Origin of the sequence: Microbispora sp. KK1-11 (assembly GCF_006874435.1) — a bacterium.
In the GTDB taxonomy this organism is placed as follows: Bacteria; Actinomycetota; Actinomycetes; order Streptosporangiales; family Streptosporangiaceae; genus Microbispora; species Microbispora catharanthi.
The window spans coordinates 1-21,842 of the sequence record NZ_VIRJ01000020.1; the positions used below are offsets into that span (position 1 = coordinate 1).

At 72.6% G+C, this 21,842-nt stretch carries 20 protein-coding genes and 1 pseudogene; 2 read left to right on the plus strand and 19 right to left on the minus strand.

Annotation, left to right across the window (positions count from 1 at the left end; all coding sequences use genetic code 11):
• A pseudogene (locus tag FLW16_RS45365) lies at window positions 1-158 on the plus strand (4-hydroxy-3-methylbut-2-en-1-yl diphosphate synthase); the annotation flags it as partial.
• 85 nt (window positions 159-243) lie between these two features.
• Here the strand turns inward: FLW16_RS45365 and FLW16_RS25790 are convergent.
• The 8 genes from FLW16_RS25790 to FLW16_RS25825 all read right to left on the minus strand — a co-directional run bounded on the left by FLW16_RS25790 (window position 244) and on the right by FLW16_RS25825 (window position 9,664).
• A complete protein-coding gene (locus FLW16_RS25790; protein ID WP_185949592.1) occupies window positions 244-975 on the minus strand; it encodes an IclR family transcriptional regulator in 732 nt (243 codons plus the stop codon).
• Window positions 976-989: 14 nt separating this feature from the next.
• Entirely contained in the window at window positions 990-2,423 is a 1,434-nt protein-coding gene (locus FLW16_RS25795) for an MFS transporter (RefSeq protein ID WP_142562736.1), read from the minus strand.
• A 6-nt stretch (window positions 2,424-2,429) separates the two neighbouring features.
• On the minus strand, window positions 2,430-3,785 hold the full coding sequence (locus tag FLW16_RS25800) for a cytochrome P450 (RefSeq protein ID WP_185949593.1): 1,356 nt from the start codon (window positions 3,783-3,785) through the stop codon (window positions 2,430-2,432).
• Between the two features lie 80 nt (window positions 3,786-3,865).
• Complete coding sequence (locus FLW16_RS25805; RefSeq protein WP_260615579.1) at window positions 3,866-4,888, minus strand: polyprenyl synthetase family protein; 1,023 nt, start codon at window positions 4,886-4,888, stop codon at window positions 3,866-3,868.
• On the minus strand, window positions 4,885-6,327 hold the full coding sequence (locus tag FLW16_RS25810) for a cytochrome P450 (protein WP_142562738.1): 1,443 nt from the start codon (window positions 6,325-6,327) through the stop codon (window positions 4,885-4,887). The genes FLW16_RS25805 and FLW16_RS25810 overlap by 4 nt, the downstream gene beginning before the upstream one ends.
• Complete coding sequence (locus FLW16_RS25815; protein WP_142562739.1) at window positions 6,324-7,433, minus strand: terpene synthase family protein; 1,110 nt, start codon at window positions 7,431-7,433, stop codon at window positions 6,324-6,326. The genes FLW16_RS25810 and FLW16_RS25815 overlap by 4 nt, the downstream gene beginning before the upstream one ends.
• Window positions 7,434-7,802: 369 nt before the next feature.
• Complete coding sequence (locus FLW16_RS25820) at window positions 7,803-9,041, minus strand: transposase domain-containing protein (protein WP_142562740.1); 1,239 nt, start codon at window positions 9,039-9,041, stop codon at window positions 7,803-7,805.
• 116 nt (window positions 9,042-9,157) lie between these two features.
• A complete protein-coding gene (locus FLW16_RS25825) occupies window positions 9,158-9,664 on the minus strand; it encodes a flavin reductase family protein (RefSeq protein ID WP_142562741.1) in 507 nt (168 codons plus the stop codon).
• A 321-nt stretch (window positions 9,665-9,985) separates the two neighbouring features.
• Between FLW16_RS25825 and FLW16_RS25830 the strand changes: the two genes are divergently transcribed.
• A complete protein-coding gene (locus FLW16_RS25830) occupies window positions 9,986-11,698 on the plus strand; it encodes a wax ester/triacylglycerol synthase family O-acyltransferase (RefSeq protein WP_312847153.1) in 1,713 nt (570 codons plus the stop codon).
• Between the two features lie 47 nt (window positions 11,699-11,745).
• On the opposite strand, the gene FLW16_RS25835 is transcribed toward FLW16_RS25830, so the two are convergent.
• The 11 genes from FLW16_RS25835 to FLW16_RS25885 all read right to left on the minus strand — a co-directional run bounded on the left by FLW16_RS25835 (window position 11,746) and on the right by FLW16_RS25885 (window position 21,816).
• A complete protein-coding gene (locus tag FLW16_RS25835; RefSeq protein WP_260615580.1) occupies window positions 11,746-12,345 on the minus strand; it encodes a TetR/AcrR family transcriptional regulator in 600 nt (199 codons plus the stop codon).
• 174 nt (window positions 12,346-12,519) lie between these two features.
• The gene (locus FLW16_RS25840) at window positions 12,520-14,130 is read right to left on the minus strand and encodes a cation acetate symporter (protein WP_142562743.1); all 1,611 of its coding nucleotides are present in this window, start codon (window positions 14,128-14,130) and stop codon (window positions 12,520-12,522) included.
• Window positions 14,127-14,471 (minus strand): DUF485 domain-containing protein, encoded by a 345-nt coding sequence (locus tag FLW16_RS25845; protein ID WP_142562744.1) that lies wholly within the window; start codon window positions 14,469-14,471, stop codon window positions 14,127-14,129. The genes FLW16_RS25840 and FLW16_RS25845 overlap by 4 nt, the downstream gene beginning before the upstream one ends.
• A 202-nt stretch (window positions 14,472-14,673) precedes the next feature.
• The gene (locus FLW16_RS25850) at window positions 14,674-16,119 is read right to left on the minus strand and encodes a cation acetate symporter (protein ID WP_142562856.1); all 1,446 of its coding nucleotides are present in this window, start codon (window positions 16,117-16,119) and stop codon (window positions 14,674-14,676) included.
• Between the two features lie 60 nt (window positions 16,120-16,179).
• Window positions 16,180-16,614 carry a hypothetical protein gene (locus FLW16_RS25855; protein WP_260615582.1) on the minus strand — a complete coding sequence of 145 codons (435 nt, stop codon included), beginning with the start codon at window positions 16,612-16,614 and terminating at the stop codon, window positions 16,180-16,182.
• Between the two features lie 18 nt (window positions 16,615-16,632).
• Window positions 16,633-17,382, minus strand: coding sequence for a LytTR family DNA-binding domain-containing protein (locus tag FLW16_RS25860; protein WP_139574924.1), 750 nt, complete (start codon window positions 17,380-17,382; stop codon window positions 16,633-16,635).
• A gap of 85 nt (window positions 17,383-17,467) precedes the next feature.
• Entirely contained in the window at window positions 17,468-18,649 is a 1,182-nt protein-coding gene (locus FLW16_RS25865) for a sensor histidine kinase (protein ID WP_142562745.1), read from the minus strand.
• 128 nt (window positions 18,650-18,777) lie between these two features.
• Window positions 18,778-19,683, minus strand: a complete 906-nt coding sequence (locus FLW16_RS25870; RefSeq protein WP_142562746.1) for a haloalkane dehalogenase — start codon at window positions 19,681-19,683, stop codon at window positions 18,778-18,780.
• A gap of 23 nt (window positions 19,684-19,706) precedes the next feature.
• On the minus strand, window positions 19,707-20,141 hold the full coding sequence (locus tag FLW16_RS25875) for an HIT family protein (protein ID WP_312847154.1): 435 nt from the start codon (window positions 20,139-20,141) through the stop codon (window positions 19,707-19,709).
• Window positions 20,138-21,298 (minus strand): acyl-CoA dehydrogenase family protein, encoded by a 1,161-nt coding sequence (locus FLW16_RS25880; protein WP_142562747.1) that lies wholly within the window; start codon window positions 21,296-21,298, stop codon window positions 20,138-20,140. Before FLW16_RS25880 ends, FLW16_RS25875 begins: the two co-directional genes overlap by 4 nt.
• Window positions 21,298-21,816: a MaoC family dehydratase gene (locus FLW16_RS25885; RefSeq protein ID WP_142562748.1), complete on the minus strand. Its 519-nt coding sequence runs from the start codon at window positions 21,814-21,816 to the stop codon at window positions 21,298-21,300. The genes FLW16_RS25880 and FLW16_RS25885 overlap by 1 nt, the downstream gene beginning before the upstream one ends.
• Window positions 21,817-21,842: the final 26 nt, after the last annotated feature.

Genomic DNA, 21,842 nt, shown 5'->3' on the forward strand with positions numbered 1-21,842 from the left:
AGGGCCAGATCTTCGTGAAGGGCGAGGTCATCAAGACCGTCCCCGAGTCACAGATCGTCGAGACCCTCATCGAGCAGGCCCTGCGCCTCGCCGAGGAGATGGGCGTCGACGTCGACCTCGACGACGAGGCCGCGGGGACGGAGGTGATCGTCCAGTAGCGCGACGACCCACCCCCGCCACGACCTGCCCCTGCCGCGATCCGCTCCCGGCACGGCCTAACCGGCACGGCCTAGCCGACGCGGCCTACCCGGCGCGGGCCTCGGACCGCCGGGCGACGGCCTGCGACGCGGCGTGCCCCACGCGGCGCAGCGCCCGTGAGACGGCGGGGACGTCGAGGCCGCCGGCGGGCCCGGCCACGGCGATGGCCGCGGCGACGCGTCGTCCCGGTCCCCACACCGGGACGGCGAGGCTGGCGACGCCGGGACGGCAGCCGCCCAGTTCCGCGGCGATGCCCGTCCTGCGCACCCGGCCGAGGTCCTGCCGGAGCCCGTCCGGTCCGGCCACGAGCGGGCCGTCGGCGAAGGCGAGCAGCACCCTGCCCATCGCCGTGCCGCCGGGAGGGGTGACCGACCCCACCCTGATCGGCAGGTGCACGCCGTGGTGGCCGTGCAGCCGTTCCAGGCACAGGACGCCGCCGTCCCAGGGCACGCCGAGCAGCACCGCGTGGTTCGTCACGCGGTACAGGTCCAGCAGGTACGGCAGCAGCCGGTCGCGCAGCGCGGACGGGCGAATCCCGGACGCCTGGACGGCGAGGTCGCGGATGCGCTCGCCGAGCCGGTAGCCGTTCAGGTGCCGGTCGGCCAGCCGCAGGTCGGCCAGCAGCCCGAGGATGCGATGGACCGTCGACCGGGGCAGCCCGGTGCGCCGGGCCACCTCGGCGGCGCCGATCCAGCCCTGCGCGGGCAGTGCGCCGAGAATGAGGTATGACTTCTCCACGGCGCCGGACGCGCCGCGGGCGGCCCCCGCGTCCACCATGAGTCTCCCACCGCTCATCCGGCCCGGCGCGGCGTGCGTATCAGGACCGCCACCAGCACCAGGGCGATCCCGACGAACACAGTGGCGAACAGGAACGCCGTCCCCATCGCCTGCGCGAGCGCCTGGGCGTGATCCGAGGTGCGGGCCTGGCGCAGGCTCGTGCCGTACACGGTCACGAGGACGGCCAGGCCCAGCGAGCCGCCGATCTGCTGCATGGTCTGCATGATCCCCGACGCGGCGCCGGCGTCCGCGGGCCCCACACCGGCGAGGATCGTCGCGTTCAGCGGCATCAGGAACGCGCCGATGCCGACGCCGAACATCAGGATCGGCACCAGCAGGTGCGGGCTGTACGGCGTGCCGGCGTCCAGACGCGACAGCCAGAACGCGGCGCCGACGACGAGCAGCAGCCCGGTGACGATGAGCGGCATCGCCCCGGTGCGCGGCAGCAGCCGGGGGGTGAACCGGGAGGTGACGAACGTGCCGAGCGACATCGGCAGGAACGCCAGCCCGGTCGCGAGCGCGCCGAATCCCAGCACGTCCTGCAGGAACTGCGACACGAAGAACAGCACGCTGAACAGGCAGGCCATGGTCAGCAGCACGGTCGCGTAGCCGGTCGCGCGGTTCCGGTCGTGAAACAGCCGCAGGGGCATCGTCGGGTGCGCCACCCGCACCTGCACCACCACGAAGACGGCCAGCAGCACGAGCGCTACGGCGAACGCGCCGATCGTCACCCCGTCGTCCCAGCCGGTGGAGGCGGCCCGGATGAAGCCGTACACGAGGGCGGCCATGCCGGCCGTCCCGCTCAGCGCGCCGGCCAGGTCGAGCCGCCCGGCGCCCCGCCGCGGCTCCGTGACGAACAGCGGGGTGAGCACCGCCACCGCGACCCCGAACGGCACGTTGACGAACAGCACCCAGCGCCAGGAGGTCCACTCGGTGACCACCCCGCCGAGGATCATGCCGAGCGTCTGACCCAGCCCGGCTGCGGTCGCGTAGACCGCCAGCGCCCGGTTGCGCGGGGCGCCCTCGGCGAAGTTCGTGATCAGCAGCGACATCGCGCCGGGCGAGGCCAGCGCGGCGCCGACGCCCTGCACCGCCCGTGCCGCGAGCAGCTGCCAGGAGGTGACGGCCATGCCGCCGAGCAGCGAGCTGATCGTGAACAGCACGACGCCGGCGACGAACACCCGGCGGCGGCCGAACAGGTCTCCCGCCCGGCCGCCGAGCAGCAGCAGGCCGCCGAACGTGAGCATGTATGAGCTGAGCACCCATGACAGGGCCGTGGGCGTGAAGTGGAGACCGGCCTGGATCTTCGGAAGGGCGATCGTCATCACGTTGTTGTCGACGATGATCATCATGTAGCAGGTGACGATCAGCGCGAGGACGACGCCGGGGCGGTGGCCGTATCTGGGCGGAGCCTGCGCGGGCGGGGCCGCGGTGGAAGATGCGGACATGGGGCTTCAGTTCTCTCGTGAGCGGGTTCTTTCCCTGACGACCATGGGCAGCCGCCGGGGCTGGAGCATCGGAGACCGGGCCGGGCGGATCGTCTCGCCGGGCGCCGGGTGGAGACTCCACCGCCGCACGAGCGCGGCCATGAAGATCATCATCTCCTCCCAGGCGAACGGCTCGCCGATGCAGCTCCGGTTGCCGGCGCCGAAAGGCAGGTAGGAGATGCGCGGGATGCGCGCTCCCGCGTCCCCGGCCCAGCGGTCCGGGTCGAACCGGTCCGGCTCGGGGTACACGGCCGGGTCGCGCTGGACGGCGTGGACGGAGAACAGCACGTGGCTGCCGGCCGGGACCAGGTGGCCGCCGAGGTCGACGTCGGCCACCGCCCGCCGGGTGAAGAGCCAGGCGGGCGGATAGAGCCGCAGCCCCTCGGTGAGCACCCGGCGCAGGTAGCCGAGCTCGTCCAGCGCCTCGTGGCCGAGCGGCCGGGCGTCCAGGACCTCGCCGACCTCGGCGGCGAGCCTCTCCTGGACGTCCCTGTGCGTGCTGAGCAGGTGGCAGGTCCAGCTCAGGACGTCCCGCGCCGTCTCGACGCCGCCCAGGAACAGCGCCATCGCCTCGTCGTGGATCTGCCGGTCGCTCAGGTGCGGGCGGGCCTGCAGCAGCATCGCCATGAGGTCCCCGTCACCGGTCCCGCCGTCCGCCCCGCGCGCCTCGTACTCCGCGATGACCCCGCTGAGGGTCTCGTCGAGGCGGCGGCGGGCCCGCTCGAACCGGCGGTTGCCGGGGGTGGGCAGCCGTTCCAGCCAGCCCACGGGGAAGGCGATCCGCCTGGTGACGCCCTTGAGCAGCACGGGAAGCGACTCCTCCACGGCGACGGCGACCGTGTCGCCGAGCCCGGAGGAGAACAGCGCCCGGCACACGACGGCGACCGCGAAGGCGTGGATCTCCAGGTCGAGGTCCACGGTCTGGCCGTCCCGCCACGCGCCGACGCGCTGTTCCGCGGCCTCTCGCATCTGCTCGGCGTACGCGGCGACGCGCCGGTGGTGGAACGCCGGCTGCACGAGCCGGCGGTGCGCCATGTGCTGCGGCTCCCTGGAGTTGAGCAGGCCCTCGCCGAGGAACGGCGCCGACTTCTCGAACGCCACGCCCTTCTCGAGCTTGCGAACGTCCTTCGTGAGGATCTGGTGGGTCAGCGCCGGGTCGTTCACCACGTAGGCCCGGATCGGTCCGAGGCCGATCGTCACGACGGGGCCGTGGCCGCGCAGCGACTCGAAGAAGCCGCGGGGGTCGTTCAGCATCCGGTGGAGGTGACCGAACAGCGGCGCGCCGCCGGGGGCCGGCCTCACCTCGGGCAGGGTGGCGGTCATCGTCCTCATCTCCTCAGGCGACTGGGGGGTCGGTGCCGTCCGGGCGGACGCCGGCGGCACGCGGGTGGCGCTGCGGGCGGTCAGTGCGTGCGGGCCACGACGAACTCGGCCAGCCCGGCGAGCTCGGCGGCGGCCACGGGATCGACGGTCACGCGGTCGAGGGTCCTCAGGGCGGCGTCCAGATGGCGCGCCGCGCGCTCCGCCGCGAACGCCCGGCCCCCCGCTTCGGCGATCAGGGCGGCCGCCTCGGCGAGCCGCGGCACCGGCGCGTCGAGGAGGGCGGCCAGCCGGCCGGACCGGTCGGCCGCCAGCGCCGCGACCACCGGGAGCGTCTTCTTGCGCCGGCGCAGGTCGTTGTGGACCGGCTTGCCGGTGACCTCCGGGTCGCCCCAGATGCCGAGCAGGTCGTCGACCGCCTGGAACGCCAGGCCGAGCTCGCGTCCCATGCCGGTCACGGCCGCGACCGTCTCGGGCGAAGCCCCGGCGAGCACGGCCCCGAGCCCCGCGGCACAGCCGAGCAGCGAGCCCGTCTTTCCGGCGGCCATCGCCAGGTACTCGTCCACGCCCACCGCGCCGGGGCCCGACCACGGGCGCCCTTCGAACGCGAGGTCGGCGGCCTGCCCGTTGGCCAGATCGAGCAGCGCGCGGGACAGCAGGCGCACGGCCGCCGGTTCTGTGCCGGGGGCGGCGTTCGCGAGCGTGTCCATGGCGAGGCCCAGCATGGCGTCGCCGGCCAGCACCGCCGCCCCCACGCCGTACGCCTTCCAGACGGTGTCGCGGTGCCGCCGCCGCTCGTCGCCGTCCATCACGTCGTCGTGCACGAGCGAGAAGCCGTGGACCAGCTCGACCGCCACCGCCCCGGCGACCGCCGCCTCGGCCGGGGCGCCGAGTGCCTGCGCGGTGAGCAGCGAAAGGGCCTGGCGCATCCCCTTGCCGCCGTCGCCGGGGACGGCGTTGCCTGCGACGTCCGTCCAGCCGAAGGCGTAGGCGGTCATCCGCCCAGCCCACGGGTCCAGCCGTCCGACGGCCTCCCGCAGGGCCGGCAGCACGAGCGTGCGGCAGCGGCCGAGCGTGCCGACCGCGCTGTCCGCGGAGACCGTCACAGCGCCCCCACCCTGCTCCGGGCGCGGCGCACCGGCGTCATCAGCAGCCTCCCGGTGCCGAGCGAGGCCTTGGGCACCGCGGTCTGCGGTGCGCTGCCGCCCGCCGGGCGCAGCCGCCAGCGGGAGGCGATGGTCGCGAGCGTGAGAGTGGTCTCCGCCTGGCCGAAGCCGTCGCCGATGCACTTGCGGCTGCCCGCGCTGAACGGGACCATCGCACCGCGCGGCACGTGCTTGGCCCGCTCCGGCAGCCAGCGGTCCGGGTCGAACCGGTCCGGGTCCTCGAACACGCCCGGGTTGCGGCCCAGCGCGTACGGGCTGTACATGACCGTCGTGCCCGGGCTCAGCCGCGTCCCCGCCAGCTCCGTCTCCTCGGTGGTGACGCGGGTGAGCAGCCAGGCCGGGGGATACATGCGGAGGGTCTCGTTGAGCACCCGCCAGGTGTAGTCGAGCCGCGGCAGGTCCTCGAAGGCCGGCAGGCGGCCGCCGAGCACCTCGTCCACCTCCGCGTGCAGGCGCTCCTCGATCTCCGGGTGCCGCGCCAGCAGGTGGAGGACCCAGGCCATGGTGTTGCCCGTCGTCTCCGTGCCGCCGATGAGCAGGGTCATGACCTGGTCGTAGACCTCCTCGTCGGTCAGTCCCTCGCCGGTGCGCTCGTCCCGGGCGTTGACGAGGATCGACAGCAGATCGCCACGGTCGGTCCCGGCCCGGCGTGCGTCCTCGATGGTCTCCGCGATGACCGCGTGCATGCGGGCGCGCACCCGTTCGAAGCGGCGGTTGCCCGGGGTGGGGAGGCGCTCCTGCCAGCCGAGCGGCGCCACCATCCGCTTGTAGACGCCGCGCATGATGATCGGCATGCAGTACGCGACCTCGGGGACGGCCCGCTCGCCCACTGTGGTGGCGAACATGGTCCGCGCGGTGATGCGGAGGGTGAGCGCGTGCATCGCGTCGCTCACGTCGAACGGCTCGCCCTCCCGCCACGCGCCGACGACCTCGTCGATCTCCTCGGCCATCAGGGCGACGTACCCGGGCATGCGGCTGTGGTGGAAGGCCGGCTGGAGCATTCTGCGCTGCACCCGGTGGTCCTCCCATTCGGAGGCGACCAGGCCGTTGCCGACGAGCAGCCGGGCCTTCTCGAAGAGCGGGCCGCCCTTGTCGAACGTCCGCGACCGCTGCAGCATCCACATCACCACGTCGGGGTGGCAGGCGAGATACGCCTTACGAGGGCCCAGCCGGACCTCCACCAGGTCGCCGCGCGGCGGAAGCGCGGAGAGGAACTCCAGCGGCCGGCGCCACAGGTGGACGGCGTGCCCGAGGACCGGGAGGGCGCCCGGCGCCACGACGAACCGGTAGGAGGGTCGCGCCGGCTCATGCCGGGCGGAGGTGACCGGACAGTCCTGGCCCGGGTTCTCGGCGGCCGGGCGCGGCTCGGGGACGGTCATGCGGCGCTCCCCTCGGGGCTGTGGGGCTCCGATCGGAACCTCGTGACGGGGGCGTGCAGGTCGACCCAGCCCGAGGTGGTGCCGTCCCAGACGGAGCCGTCCCCGAAGTAGCGCGGGGTGAGGTACTCGAACTCCTGGCTGCCGCCCATCATGTGGTCGAGGGCGCTCAGGTAGGTCCGCACGTCCGCCCGCTCGCCCAGCGGGCCCTCCAGCACGGCGTCGCGGGCCGCGATGTAGGCCCTCTCGTGACGTTCGACGAGCTCGCACAGCCGGTCGACGGCCTGCTGGAGGCCGAGGCCCTCCCGCTCGATCAGGACCCGGACCACCGTCATCTTGTCGTCCTGCGCGTGCTCCTTCCGCCACGACAGCAGGTCGTTGATGATGATCATCTGACGCCGGCAGTGCAGGTGGACCTCGCCGAGCCGCGGGATCAGGTCGGTCATGTCGACGCCCGCGCCGTACTCGGTCATGAGCTCGATGAAGTCGCAGCCGAAGCTCTCCATCCGCACGGCCAGGCAGCTCTCGTAGTCGGGCACCTCGTTGACGAGCTTCGCCCGGATCTCGGCGGTGCAGCCGTGCAGGAACGCGTCGAGGCTCGCGGCGAACCGCCGCACCTGTCCCGCACTGAGTCCCGGGCTGATCCGCCGCCACAGGTCCTTGCCCGCCCTCACGTACGGGTCGTCGGTCCGTGTGCCGGTAGCGCCGTTGAAGTCGGCCAGGATGGCCGCGAAGGCCTCCCGCGCCCGGCCGTCGCTCGCGCCGAGGGCGGAGCGATCGGAGACGAAGCTGTCGATGACGGTGACGTACTGGTACCAGTCGGCGATGTCCCTGGCGCGCTGCTCAATGGCGTACGGCACCGTCAGCGGCCCGTACAGCCCGTTGCGCTGCCGGAGGAAGAAGAGCAGGTGCTCCTCGCCGGCGAAGCACTCGCCCAGCATCGTCCGCACCCAGCCGTTGGAGGCGAACTCGATCTGCGCGGCGTTGGGATGGTAGGCGAACGGCAGCAGCCGCGGCAGCTCGGGAAGGAAGAACTCGGTCGGGCTCGCCTCCGCCGGAGGCGAGCCGGCCTCCGTCAGAGGCGATTGCGCGTGGAGAACGTGGCCCATGGCTACTCCCGGGAATTGTCATTCCGGCGCGCCGGAAAATGCCCGATGCCGGGCGGAAAGGCATGCGTGAACCGGCCGATCGTCAGGCGCGAACAAATACGGGTGCATTCAGGGCGTCACTCTAAATGCGCCATTCGCGCCATGTCAACATTCCCTACTGGCTTAGTAGGTTGCGAGCTGAAATCCGCTGTTCAGCGCGATACGGGAGAGCCGAAGTCCGCTTAGCTTAGGCTCGCCATCTCAGTCGGACAACAGAGAACAAAGGTTATATTAACGGACATATTCTCGGCGGCTCGGACTGGCCGGCGACTGCAAGGCAGGGATGACGCGGGCTAAGCTAAGCGGGAATTCTCCCCCCGAAACCGTGAGCTAGGCCGTTGTCATGCCGTCCGAAACGATCCTGGAAAGGCGTCCGAGGACGCGTATTCCCGGCTCGGGAGACGCGTTTCCGGCCGGCCCCGCCGCCTCGGCGGCGGCCCGGGAAACGAGCCCGCCGATCGCGCGATGCGCGAGCAGGTAGCCATAAATCTCCTGCCGCACCATCTCGGGGCTGTGCGAGCGCAGCACGCGTCCGGGGCCGCGCAGCAGGCCGTTGAGCTCGTCGCGCCCGGCGCGGCGTGCGGCCCACTCGTGGTGCGCCCGGGCGAGCGCCTCCGCGGGCGCAGCGGCGGGATCGGTGATGGTGGTGACCAGGGTCACGCGCTCGCCGCCCGGCGTCTCGTACTCCAGGGCGCGCACGAGCGCGGCGCCCGCCTCGCCGGGGTCCCCGGGCGGCACGTGGCCCGCCGACGCGGCCCGCACCAGCGCGTCGCGGGCCTCGCCGCCGACGTCGGGATCGACCAGCACCGCGGTGGCGGACCCGTCGTCGTGGGCGGCGACGACCGCAAGCGGCAGCCCGGCGGGGACGCGCCACAGCAGCTGCGCGCCCGTCCGGGCCGCGCCGCACCAGTCGGGCCAGCCGAAGAAGTCGGTCCCCGCGATGAGCAGCCAGTCGCCGCCGAGCCGTGGATAGAGCCTGCGGGCCAGCGTCCGCACGTTCTCCCCCTGGCCTCCGATCTCCGCGGCGACGACGGTGCGGGAGGCGGACTCGGTCACCGTCACGAGGCGGATCCGGGGCAGCGCGGAGACCCCGCCGTCCAGCACGCCGTAGCCGAACTCCGCGACGTTCTCCTTGGAGTCGGGGGCGTCCCAGTCGACCGCGTCGAGCCCGGCGATCCGCCATGGGCCGAGGAAGGCGCCCGGGACGGCCGGGTCCGCGACGGGCACGGCCACCCGGGCGAACAACGCGCGCAGCGGCTCGTGGCCCAGCCGCCTGCGCGCCTGGGTGATGCCGCCGGAGGTGGGCCGCTCACGCCGCGGATCCCAGCAGCCCCAGGAGGAGAAGGTGTCGATCAGGCGTCCGGCGACGTCCTCGTAGTCGCCGTCAGGGAACAGCGCCATCCCCATGGCGAAGTAGACCATGAGATACGGCGGCAGCTTGCCGTCCGACCTCCGGGCCTGCCGTCCCGTCTCCAGCAGCGCCCGGTCGACGGTCTCCCGGGGGATGGACGCCGCCACGACGCCGATCGACAGCCAGTCCGGGAGCCGCCCGTCCGCGTCACGCCTCATATGCGGACTGTAGAACACGGGACGCCGGGCCTCACCCCGGGCCGCCCACGCCTTTCCCCGCCCGGGTGCGCGGCCGCCTCCTCCCGAGTCGTCAGGAGAGTCGTCCGGGTCGACGGTCAGGGATGAGCGGTGAACCGGCCGAAGCGGCCCCGGTGATACAGCAGAGGGCGACCCGGGCCGCCTACGTCGGCCTCGGCGACCAGTCCCACGACGAGGATGTGGTCGCCCACTTCGACCGTCTCGTACGGCAGGCAGATCAGATGCGCGGCCACGCCCTCAAGCAGCGGCGCGCCGAGCGGCCCGGGACGCCACCGGGTGGGCTCGGCGAACCGGTCGACGCCCTTGCGCGCGAAGCGGGCGGCGAGCTCGGCCTGGTCGCTGGCCAGGACGTTCACCGCGAAGTGATCCGCCGAGCGAAGCGAAGGCCAGGTGGTCGACGCCTGGTCCACGTAGAAGGAGACAAGGGGCGGGTCCAGGCTGACCGAGGAGAACGAGGTGGCGGTCAGCCCGACGGGTACGCCGTCGCTCTGGGCGGTGATGACGACGACGCCCGCCGCGTGCATCGCGAGGGCACGCCTGAAGCCTTCGGCGTCCAGAGCAGGGGCGGGCAGAGTCTCCGTCATGGAAACCTCCGTGTCGGTCACAGCTGTCCGAGAGGGGCGGTCCGGCCATCGCGCGCCCTGGCTCATACCGCCGACGCTACGACTCCTCCGGACAGAAGTAAACATTTCCTACTAGATTTACATAGATATGCGGACGACGTCGAGGTGCTCCATGGCACGCTCTCGGCGCCGCCGTCCGGGCCGACGACGGGATGCCCGTCGTCGCGTGGGCCGGCTGATCGGGGGCAGATCGTCTCGAGGAAGTCACGGGCGCGCCTGAACATCCCCCGGCGGCACGTGGGAGAAATGCGGCGGTAACGCGACACGGCGATGATGGTCACGGTGCGCAGGCAGGCGATTATCCTGCGCCAGGAGATCCCGCGGGTGAGCGGCCCCCGGGCGTACGGCGCCGGGGCCGTGGGTCCCGGGCGGCGTGAGCGGCCGCGGACCGGCGGCATGACCGGGCGGCGTGAGCGGGAGGATGACGAGATGCGCCAGTTGACGGCACTCGACGCGCAGTTCCTGAGCGTGGAGTCGGCGACGACCGCGACCCATGTGGCGGGCGTCGCCATACTCGACCCGTCCACCTCGCCCTCCGGCGCCCTGACCAGGGATGCGCTGCTCGCGCTGCTGCGCGAGCGGCTGCACCTCGCCCCCCCGCTGCGGATGCGGCTGGCCGACGTGCCCTTCGGGCTCGACCGGCCGTACTGGCTGGACGACCCGGACGTGGACCTCGACGCGCACGTGCGCGAGACCACTCTCCCGGCGCCCGGCGGGGAACGGGAACTGGCGGCGTACGTGGCGGGCGTCCACGCGCGGCGGCTCGACCGCGGGCGGCCGCTGTGGGAGGCGCACCTGATCCACGGCCTGGAGGGCGGCCGCTGTGCCCTCTACACCAAGGTCCACCACTGTGCGATCGACGGCGTGTCGGGCTCGGAGATCCTGACCGCGTTGCTCGACCCGTCGCCGCAGCCGCGCCGCGTGGAGGCGCCCCCGGCCCCGGCGCCGGTGCAGCCGCCCGGGCTGCTCGCGATGCTCGCCGGGGCGATCACCCGGTCGATCGTCCAGCCGGTGGAGACGCTGTGCTCGCTCGCCCGCGCCGCCGCGGACCTGGACGCGATCCCGGTGGTGGCGGCGCTGCCCGACGCCCGGCTCGTGGCCCAGGCCGCCCGCGCGCTCGCGGGGGACGCGCGCCCGCTGCCCGAGACGCCGCCGCTGGTCGCGCCGCGCACGCCGTTCAACGGCCCGATCTCCGGGGAGCGGGAGGTCGCGCTCGGCTCGGTGCCGCTGACGGAGGTCAGGAGGGTGGCCAGGGCCTTCGGCATGGGCCCGAACGACGTGGTGATGACGCTGTGCGCCTCGGCGCTGCGGCGCTGGCTGCTCGCCCACGACGCGCTGCCCGACCGGCCGCTGGTGGCGGCCGTGCCGGTGGCGTTGCGCTCTCAGCGGTCGCCGGGCGCGGGCGGGTCGTCCCGGGACGCCGCGGACGGGCGGGTCGGCAACCGGATCTCGGCGATGATCACACCGCTGGCCACGGACGTCGCCTCCCCTCGGGAGCGCCTGGCCGCCGTCCGCTCGGCGCTGGCCGCCGCCAAGCGGCGCTTCGCCGTCTCCCATCGCACCTGGCTGGACGACGTGTGCGCGATGGTGCCGAACGCCTTCGCGGCGCTGGCCACGCCGGTGGTGTTCCGCCTCGCCGGGGTCGCGGGGGCGGGCGTCAACCTCATCGTGTCGAACGTGCCGGGCCCCCGCCTGCCGTTGTACCTGTGCGGCGCCCGGATGCTCGCCTACCACCCGCTGTCGGTGGTCACCGACGCCACCGGGGGGATCAGCATCACCTGCGCGTCGTACGACGGGCGGCTGGACTTCGGCGTCGTCGCCTGCCCGACCCGGTTGCCCGATGTCCGGAGCATGATCGGCCACCTGCGTGAGGCGATGGACGAGCTCCTGGCCCTGCTCGACGACTCCCCGGACGACCCGGACGACCCGGCCCCGCACGGCGACGCGGCTCCCGTACGGCCGCGGGAGGAGCGGGAGGAGATGGTGCCGGCCTGACCGCCCGGGTCGCGCCGGAGGCGCGCCGGGAAGGAGCACGGCCCTCGTCAGTGCAGGGCGTTGGCGATCAGTTCCGCGACCGCGTCGGGGTCGATGTGATGGCCGGTGAGCAGGCAGATGCTCTCCTGGTACAGCAGGACCGCGGCGAAGGTCGCGGCGGCGGCCTCCAGCCGGGCGGCGTCACCACGCCCGCCCGGCAGGGCGAGCTCCAGGGCGAACCTGGCCCTGCGGATGATCTCGGCGTTCAGGCGGCTCAGGCGCTCCCGAACGGACAGGTGGGTGTCGGCCTCGCGGAACAGGATGCGCCGCATCGCGGGGGACGCGCGCAGCGGCGGCCTGCGGGCGAGCCGCGACAGCGCGCCGGCCGCGTCACCGGGGACCGCCTCGACCTCCTCCTCGACCACCACGGTGCGCTCGTCCACCAGCGAGATCAGCACGTCGATCTTGCGGGGGAAGTAGTGGAAGACCAGGCCCTTGGGCACGCCGGCGAGTTCGGCGATGCGCGCGGTCGGCGTGGCCTCGTAGCCGCCGCCCGCGAACAGTTCCTCGGCGGCGTCGAGGATGCGGGTGCGGGCGTCGCCGTCGGGCGGCTGCTTCCTTCTCCGCGAGCGCGACCACGCCTTGGCGGTCTGGAGAGGGCTGTCCACGGTCCGAACCATAACCAGAGTGGGCGCCCCAACACCATGACGCGAGGGACAGGGCAGGCATACGCCCGACCGTGAGCGCGGAGCGCACGGCCGGGCGTATGTGAGCGCGCCGGCTCCCCGGCGGCGGTGGGAGGCACCGCCGGGGAGCCGGCGACGTGTTACCGGGAGCCGGCGTCAGTGGCCCGTGGCCTGCTCGGCGCCGAGGCCGGTGAGCGAGCGGACCTCGATCTCTGCGTACTTCGACGCGTTGTACTCCTTGCTCAGGATCGTGCCGAGGTAGCCGCACAGGAAGCCGATCGGGATCGAGAAGATGCCCGGGTTCGACAGCGGGATCAGGTGGAAGTCGGCGTCGGGGAACATCGCCGTCGGCGCGCCCGAGACGACCGGCGAGAAGATCACCAGCACCACGGCGGAGATCAGGCCGCCGTAGATGGCCGAGACCGCGCCCGCCGTGTTGAACCTCTTCCAGAACAGGCTGTAGAGGATCGCCGGCAGGTTGCCCGACGCGGCCACCGCGAAGGCCAGCGACACGAGGAACGCCACGTTGAGCGACTGGGCGAAGATGCTCAGCGCGATCGCGACCGCGCCGATCACGAACGCGGCGACGCGGGCGACCACGACCTCCTGGCGCTCGGTGGCGCCGCCCCGCTTGAACACGTGGGCGTACAGGTCGTGGGCGAAGCTGGAGGAGGACGCGAGGGTCAGGCCCGCGACCACCGCGAGGATCGTGGCGAACGCGACCGCCGCGATGACCGCCAGCAGGACCGTGCCGCCGACGTCGCCGAAGATGTCCTGGCCCACCTTCTGGGCGAGCAGCGGGGCCGCCGTGTTGCCGGCCTTGTCGGCCGCGGCGATCGTCTTCGAGCCCACCAGGGCCGCGGCGCCGAAGCCGAGCACCAGCGTCAGCAGGTAGAACACGCCGATGATGCCGATGCCCCACAGGACCGACTTGCGGGCGTCCCTGGCGGTGGGCACCGTGTAGAAGCGGATGAGGACGTGCGGCAGGCCCGCCGTGCCGAGCACCAGGGCCAGGCCGAGGCTGATCAGGTCGATCTTGCCCCAGGTCCCCTGGGTAGCGGTGCCGTACTTGAGGCCCGCGTTGAGGAAGGCGTCGCCCTTGCCGCTCTGGGTGGCGGCGTCGCCGAGCAGCCCGGACAGGTTGAAGCCGAACTTGCCGAGCACGAGCAGGGTGATCAGCGCGGCGCCGACCATCAGCATGACGGCCTTGACGATCTGCACCCAGGTGGTGCCCTTCATGCCGCCGAACACGACATAGATGATCATCAGCAGGCCGACCGCGATGATCGTCCAGATCTTGCCCGCCTGAGAGTGGACGCCGAGCAGCAGACCGACGAGCGCGCCCGCGCCGACCATCTGCGCGAGCAGATAGAAGATGCTGACGACGATCGTGGACACTCCGGCCGCCGTACGGACAGGGCGCGGCGACATCCGGAACGCCAGCACGTCGGCCATCGTGTACTTGCCGGAGTTGCGCATGAGCTCGGCGACGAGCAGCAGCGCCACCAGCCAGGCGACGAGGAAGCCGATCGAGTAGAGGAAGCCGTCGTAGCCGGACAGCGCGATGATGCCGGCGATGCCGAGGAACGACGCGGCCGACATGTAGTCGCCGCCGATCGCCAGGCCGTTCTGCAGACCGCTGAACGACCGGCCGCCCGCGTAGAAGTCCGCCGCGCTCTTGGTGTTGCGGCTGGCCCAGAACGTGATCGCCAGCGTGAGGGCGACGAAGACCAGGAAGAGGATCGTGGACAGCGTCTCGTGACTCACTTGGCGCCCTCCCCGACCTCGTCGCGGGTCTCGGTCCCGTCGCGCAGCTCGTCGGCGATCGGGTCGAGCTTGGCCGCCGCGTGCCGCGAGTACGCCCAGGCGATCAGGAACGTCGACACGAACTGCAGCACGCCGAAGACGAGGGCGACGTTGATGTTGCCGAACAACTTGGTGCCCATGAAGTCCCGGGCGAAGCCGGACAGCACCACGTAGAGCAGGTACCACACCAGGAAGGCGATGGTCATGGGGAAGACCCAGGACCGGAAGCGGCGGCGCAGCTCCTGGAACTGCTCACCCGCTTGTATACGTTCGTAGACCGATGGATCGTGCTGGACGGTCACAAGATCTCCTTCGGCAAGTGATCTGAATCACTTCAACGTAGGAGCGCGCCGTGTCCACCGACGAGTCCCGGGGGCCGCCGAGTCGCCCAGCCGTACCGCCCGCTCGTTCACATGGCGCATCCGTGCGACGAATGGTCGGTTGCACGCGCCGAGCGGTCACACACGCGTGACATGAAACGCCAGGCCGCCGCTGAACGCACGACTACATGAAACGCGGGCGCCAGTCGCCCCGGTCGACGTTCAGCGTCTCGGGCGTGTGCAGGCGGACCATCGTGCGCGCCACGCCGCGCGGCACCCGCGACGGCGTCAGCAGCGACACCACCACCATGACCGTGAACGACACGGGCACCGTCCAGGCCGCCGGCTCCGCCAGCAGCGACCCCGCCCAGCCGGTGTGCGGGCCGCCGATGATGGTGATCACGACCGCCGCGCAGGCCAGCCCTCCCCCGGCCAGCAGCCCGGCCATCGCCCCCGCCGTCGTCAGCCTGCGCCACCAGATGCCGAGCACGAGCAGCGGGCAGAACGACGAGGCGGCCACGGCGAACGCCAGCCCCACCACGGTCGCCACCGGCAGCGCCCTGGCCAGGCCCGCCAGCGCGAACGGCACGAGCACCGCGAGCACGGTCGCGACGCGGAACGCGCGCACCCCGCCGCGCAGGATGTCCTGCGCGATCACTCCGGCGACCGACACCGTCAGCCCCGACGAGGTCGACAGGAACGCCGCGAACGCCCCCGCGGTCACCAGCGCGGTCAGGAACTCGCCCACCGGCCCGCCGACCAGCCGCCCCGGCAGCGCGATGACCACGGTGTCGCTCTGCGGCATGCCGTAGACGTGGCCGAGGTAGCCGTACACCGCGGGCATCAGGTAGAAGGCGCCGAGCAGCGTCAGCACGACGAGCGTGGTGCGGCGGGCGGCCCGGCCGTCCGGGTTGGTGTAGAAGCGTACGAGCACGTGCGGCAGCCCCATCGTCCCGAGGAACGTCGCGAGGATCAGCGAGTACGTCTCGTAGACGGGGTGATCGCGGCCGTGGAGCGGCAGCACCCACTCGTCCCCGGGGGCGAGCCCGGGCCTTCCGTCCGACCACCAGGCCACCAGCATGAACGCCAGCGGCACCGCCAGCGCGGTCAGCTTCAGCCAGTACTGGAACGCCTGGACGAACGTGATCGACCGCATGCCGCCCGACAGCACGTTGGTCGCGACCACCACCGCCACCAGCAGGCTGCCCGTCCACGGCGGCGCCCCGGTGATCGTACGGAAGACCACCCCGGCGCTCTGGAACTGCGGCATGAGGTACAGCCAGCCGATCAGCACGACGAGCACGCTGGACAGCCGCCGCACCGCCATCGACTCCAGCCGCGCCTCGGCGAAGTCGGGCAGCGTGTAGGCCCCCGACCGCCGCAGCGGCGCCGACACCAGCACCAGCAGCACGAGGTAGCCGCCGGTCCAGCCGACCGGCAGCCACAGCATGTCCGCGCCGAAGGTGAGGATCAGCCCCGCGACGCCGAGGAAGGACGCCGCCGACAGGTACTCCCCGCCGATGGCCGAGGCGTTCCACAGGGGCGAGACCGTGCGGGAGGCGACGTAGAAGTCCGACGTGGTGCGCGACACCCGGATGCCGAACGCGCCGATGAGGACGGTCGCCAGCATCACCAGGACGACCGCGGCGATCTGGCTCACCGGCGCACCGTCCTCATCCCCCCACCGTCCTCATTGGCGTTCCACGAGGTCGGCGAAGTCGCGCTCGTTGCGCTCGGCCTGCCGCACGTACAGCCAGGCGCCACCGACGAGCGCCGGGTAGATCAGCCCGGCGAGCACGACCCACGGCAGCGGCAGGCCGAACAGCTCGGCCGCGCGCAGCTCCGGGGCCAGCAGGAACAGCAGCGGCAGCCCGCCCACGACGCAGGCGAGCAGGGTGCACACGAACAACGCCAGGCGGAACTGGGTCCGCACCAGGGAGCCCATGTAGACCTCGCCCAGCCGGGTCTGCTCGTCGATCTCACGGGTGAGCGGGTGCCGCGGCCTGCGCGCCGCCGCCGTGCGGGGGCTGGTCACCACCACCCTGCGGGGCTTCCCGGTCGTCGCCGCCCCTTCACCCTGCCCGCGCGCGCCGGTCGCCGCCGCCCTGCGGGGCTTGCCGGTCATCGCGCCCTCACCGGCCGCTCACCGGGTCTGGCCCCTGCGGGCCCGGCGGACGAGCAGGTCGCGCAGCTCCCGGGTGTGGCGGCGGCTCACCGGGATCTCGGTCTCCCCCACCCGCACCACGCACTTGCCCGAGTCGATGTGCAGCTCGTCGATGTGCTTGACCGCGACGAGGTGGCTGCGGTGGACGCGCAGGAACCCGGCCGACGCCCAGCGTTCCTCCAGCGTGGCCAGCGGGATGCGGACCAGGTGGCTGCCGGTCGCCGTGTGCAGCCGCGCGTAGTCGCCCTGCGCCTCGACGTAGCGCACCTCCGTGCTCGCCACGAACCGGGTGACGCCGCCCAGCTCGACCGGGATCGTGTCCGCCTGCGGCCCCTCCCCCGGCTCGCCGCGGCTGCCGCACACCCGGCGGATCGCCTCGGCGAGCCGCTCCGGCCGTACGGGCTTGAGCAGGTAGTCCTCGGCCTTCAGCTCGAAGGCGTCGACGGCGTGGTCCTCGTACGCCGTCACGAACACGATCTTCGGCGGCCGGGTGAACTGGGTCAGCAGCCGGCCCAGCACCACTCCGTCGAGCCCGCGCATGCGGATGTCGAGGAAGACCGCGTCCACCGGCCTGCCGTCCGCGATGGCGCGGTCGAGCAGCCGCAGCGCGGCGGCCCCGTCGCGGGCGGTGAGCACGTCGCCGATGCGGGGATCCGCGCGCAGCAGATAGGCGACGTCCTCCAGCGCGGGCTGCTCGTCGTCCACCGCCAGAACCCGCAGACCGCTCACGATCACCCCTTTCACCGACCGATCCCCTAGAGAGTGATGACCACAACGTCGGTAAGTCAACGCCTCCCGTTGTCACGAGACGGTGTCAGTGGAGGGAGACCCCGGGGTGATACTTGGGGACCCGCACGGTGACCTTGGTGCCGGCGCCCTCGCCGGTCTCCACGACGAGACCGTACTCGTCGCCGTAGACCTGGCGCAGCCGCTCGTCCACGTTGGCCACGCCGATCCCGCCCGCGCCCGAGCGGTCCTCGCCGGCGAGCACCCGCCGCAGCCGTTCGGGGTCCATGCCGACGCCGTCGTCCTCGACGGTGATGCCGCACTCCGCGCCCGCGTCCTCGGCGACGATCGTGATGCGGCCCACGCCCGGCTTGGCCTCCAGGCCGTGCCGTACGGCGTTCTCCACCAGCGGCTGCAGGCACAGGAACGGCACGGCCACGGGCAGCACCTCCGGCGCGATGCGCAGCGTGACCTGGAGCTGGTCGCCGAATCTGGCCCGCTCGAGCGTGAGGTAGCGGTCGATCGAACGCAGTTCCTCGGCGAGCGTGGTGAAGTCGCCGTGCCGCCGGAAGGAGTAGCGGGTGAAGTCGGCGAACTCCAGCAGCAGTTCCCTGGCCCGCTCGGGGTCGGTGCGGACGAACGACGCGATGGTGGTCAGCGAGTTGTAGATGAAGTGGGGCGAGATCTGCGCCCGCAGCGCCCGGACCTCCGCCTCCATCAGCATCGTCCGGGAGCGGTCGAGCTCGGCCAGCTCCAGCTGGGAGTCGACCCACCGCGCGACCTCCTGCGCCGCCCGCACGAGCCCCGCCGAGGCGTGGTCGCCGTACGCCGCGAGCGAGCCGACGACGCGGTCGTCGGTGGTGAGCGGGACGACGACGGCGTGCCTGACGGGGCACTCGGGCCGCGCGCAGTCGAGCGCGAGCACCTGGGTGCGGCCGTCCTTCAGCGTCTCCGCCGCGTGCTCGAACGCCTCGGCCGCGTGGTGGTCGCCCGCCCCGTCGTAGACGAGCAGCTCCTCGCCGTTGGTGATGGCGATGGCCGGGGAGCCGAGCAGCTCGCGCAGGTGCCGCGACGCCTTCAGCGCCCCGGCCTGGGTCAGCCCGGCGCGCAGCGGCGGCGCGGCCAGCGACGCGGTGTGCAGCGTCTCGAACGTCGCCCGCTCTGCGGGGCTGCTGCCGAGGTCGCGCCGGCCGCGCAGCACCCGCCACAGCACGACCGCCGGCACGGCGACGAGGACGGCGACGACGAGCGCGGTGACGACCGGTTCCACGCCGCCGCAGCCTACTCCCGAGCCGGGCGGGGACGACGCGCCCGGCCCGATGAACGGCGGGGCGGCGGGAGACCGGCGTCGGGACGGCCGGCGCGTGAGGCCGCCCGGCCGTCCTCCGCGCGACGGACCTACCGGGAAGCCGTCTCGTGGACGAAGGCGGCGACGGCCTCGCCCAGCTCGCGGCCGGCGTCCTCCTGCAGGAAGTGGCCGGCGCCGCCGATGACGGGGTGGTCGAGCCCGGCCGCGCCGCGCATGGACTTCTTCAGGATCGGCGCCATCCCGCCGGTGATGGGGTCGCGGTCGGAGAACGCGACGAGGAACGGCAGGTCGAGGGTGACGAGGGTCTGCCAGGCGGCGCGGTTGGCGGGAGCGGCCGGGTCGTCGGGGGTGATCGGCACCAGGCCCGGCATCGCCCGCGGCCCGGCCTTGAACTCCTCGGACGGGAACGGCGCGTCGTAGGCCCGCCGTACGGGCTCGGGCAGCTCGGTGACGCAGCCCGACTGGATGAACCGGGCGATGTCGAGCACGGGCGCCTTCTCGACGGCCTCCCGGAAGCGGTGCCACACCTCGGGCATCGGGATGTCGCCGGTCGGCAGGCCGGTGTTGGCGGCGACCACCCGGGCGAAGCGGCCGGTGTGCTCGGCGACGAGCCGCAGCCCGATCAGCCCGCCCCAGTCCTGACCGACCAGTGTCACGCCGCGCAGGTCGAGCGCGTCGAAGGCGAGCGATCGCACCCACTCCACGTGCCGGGCGTACGTGTGGTCCTCCGGGCGGGACGGCTTGTCCGACCGGCCGAAGCCCACCAGGTCGGGGGCGACGGCACGGCAGCCCGCCTCGGCCAGCACGGCCATCACATGCCGGTAGAGGAACGACCAGCTCGGCTCCCCGTGCAGCAGCAGCACCGGCGGGCCGTCCGCCGGGCCCGCCTCGACGTACGCCATCCGGGCGCCGCCGGTCACCTCGGCATAGCGGGGTTCGTAGGGGAAGTCGGGCAGGTCGGCGAAGCGCTCGCCGGGAGTGCGCAGAAAGTCCATGCCTTGGCCTTTACGTTGTAGATTCACGGCTGGGGAGGCTCGTCCAGCGCGGCGCGGATGCGGGCGGCGTAGTCCTCGATCTCGGCGTCGCCGTCGTACTTGACCCGGGGCCAGAAGAAGCCGCGCAGGCCGTCCTTGCGGTTGCGCGGCACGACGTGGACGTGCAGGTGGGGCACGCTCTGGCTGATCCGGTTGTTCATCGCGACGAACGTGCCGGCCGCGCCGGTGCCCGCCTCGACCGCCCGCGCGACGGCCTGGACCCGGGCGAAGAACGGTCCGACCGCTTCCGCCGGAAGGTCGGGCAGGGTCTCGACGTGGCCGCGCGGCACGACGAGCACGTGCCCCTTGAACACCGGCCGGGTGTCGAGGAAGGCCGCCGCCACCTCGTCGTCCAGCACCACGTGGGCGGGCCGCTCCCCCGCCGCGATCTCACAGAACACGCAACCGTCCACGGTCACCAGCCGAGCGTGGCGTCGCCCTCGACGAGGGCCTTGGCGATGATGAGCCGCTGCACGTCGTTGGTGCCCTCCCCGATCGCCATGAGCGGCGCGTCCCGGTAGAGACGCTCGACCACGAACTCCTGCGAGTAGCCGTACCCGCCGTGGATCCGCATCGCCTCCATCGTCGTCCTGAGCGCCATCTCCGAGGCGAAGTACTTCGCCATCGCGGCCTCGCTGCGCACCGGCCCCGCCTCCGACCGCACGGCGGCCCAGTACGTCATGAGCCTGGCCGCCTGGATATCGGTCGCCATGTCGGCCAGCTTGAGCTGGATCGCCTGGAACCCGGCGATCGGCTGCCCGAACGCGTGCCGTTCGCGGGCGTAGCCCAGGGCCGCGTCATAGGCGCACTGGGCGACGCCGACGGCCCGGGCGGCGATGTTGAGACGGCCCAGTTCGAGCGCCGACAGCACCTGCTGCATGCCGCGCCCCTCCGTGCCGCCGAGCAGCCGCGACGCCGGCACGCGCACGCCGTCGAGGACGACCTCGCACGTCTCGGTGCCCTTGTAGCCCAGCTTGGGCAGGTCGCGGCTGACGGTCAGGCCCTCGCTGGCGGCGTCCACCAGCAGCACCGACATCCCGCGGTGGGCGGGCGTCTCGATCGAGGTCTTCACCAGGACGGGCAGCGGGTCGGCGTGCCGCGCGTTGGTGATCCACGTCTTGGTCCCGGTGACGACGTAGTGGTCGCCGTCGCGGACCGCCCGGGTGGCGATGCCCTGCAGATCGGTGCCCGCGCCCGGCTCGGTCAGCGCGATCCCGGTGCGGCGGGCGCCGGTCGCCAGGTCGGGCAGGGAGTGGCGGCGCTGCTCGTCCGTGCCGTACTTGGCGATCATCCAGGTGGACAGGGAGTGGGAGCCGAGGATCCCCGCCACGCCCATCCAGCCCCGGGCGATCTCCTCGAAGACGAGGGCGAACGACACCCGGTCGAGGTCGAGCCCGCCGTACTCCTCCGGGACGGTGATGCCGAACAGTCCCAGTTGCGCGAACCGCCGGACGATCTCCTCCGGGTAGCGCCCGGTGCGCTCCCACTCGGACGCGACGGGGACGATCTCCTTGTCCACGAACTCCCGCAGCGTCCGCCGGAACAGCCGCTGCTCCTCGTTCAGCTCGAAGTCCACTACGCCTCCATCGGGCCGTTCTTGGCACGCGGGAAGTACCCCTTGTCGTGCGGCGCGTCACGCTTGTAGACCATCACCGCGCGCCGCCAGGACATCACCTCGTCCCCGTCCTGGTTCAGGCCGCGGGTGCGGCAGGCGACGATGCCGGCGTACGGCCGCGACCTCGACTCGCGCTTGTCCACCACGATCGACTCGGCGTACAGCGTGTCGCCCACGAAGACCGGATGGGTCAGCCTGATCTCGTCCCAGCCGAGGTTCATCATGGCCGTCTGGCTGACGTCGATGACCGACAACCCGAGCACGATCGCCACCGAGAGACCCGAGTTCACGATGATCTTTCCGACCGGAGCCCGAGCGGCGAAGTGCGCGTTGAAGTGGTTCTGGTTGGTGTTCATCGTCAGCAGCGTGAACCAGGTGTTGTCGGCCTCGCTGATCGTCCGGCCGAGCGGGTGCTGGTAGACGTCGCCGACCACGAAGTCCTCGTAGTAGCGCCCGATGCGGGCTTCATGGACCGTCACACCAGAAGACTATTCTGGATCTGCTC

What these genes read in the sequence shown, in the direction of transcription:
- FLW16_RS25820 (WP_142562740.1), bottom strand. Translation starts at nt 9,041, where the DNA reads ATGAGGCGTGACGCGGACGGGCGGCTCCCGGACTGGCTGTCGATCGGC.
- FLW16_RS25815 (WP_142562739.1), bottom strand. Translation starts at nt 7,433, where the DNA reads ATGGGCCACGTTCTCCACGCGCAATCGCCTCTGACGGAGGCCGGCTCG.
- FLW16_RS25790 (WP_185949592.1), bottom strand. Translation starts at nt 975, where the DNA reads ATGGTGGACGCGGGGGCCGCCCGCGGCGCGTCCGGCGCCGTGGAGAAG.
- FLW16_RS25825 (WP_142562741.1), bottom strand. Translation starts at nt 9,664, where the DNA reads ATGACGGAGACTCTGCCCGCCCCTGCTCTGGACGCCGAAGGCTTCAGG.
- FLW16_RS25870 (WP_142562746.1), bottom strand. Translation starts at nt 19,683, where the DNA reads ATGGACTTTCTGCGCACTCCCGGCGAGCGCTTCGCCGACCTGCCCGAC.
- FLW16_RS25795 (WP_142562736.1), bottom strand. Translation starts at nt 2,423, where the DNA reads ATGTCCGCATCTTCCACCGCGGCCCCGCCCGCGCAGGCTCCGCCCAGA.
- FLW16_RS25800 (WP_185949593.1), bottom strand. Translation starts at nt 3,785, where the DNA reads ATGACCGCCACCCTGCCCGAGGTGAGGCCGGCCCCCGGCGGCGCGCCG.
- FLW16_RS25850 (WP_142562856.1), bottom strand. Translation starts at nt 16,119, where the DNA reads ATGCTGGCGACCGTCCTCATCGGCGCGTTCGGCATCCGGGTGTCGCGC.
- FLW16_RS25855 (WP_260615582.1), bottom strand. Translation starts at nt 16,614, where the DNA reads ATGACCGGCAAGCCCCGCAGGGCGGCGGCGACCGGCGCGCGCGGGCAG.
- FLW16_RS25810 (WP_142562738.1), bottom strand. Translation starts at nt 6,327, where the DNA reads ATGACCGTCCCCGAGCCGCGCCCGGCCGCCGAGAACCCGGGCCAGGAC.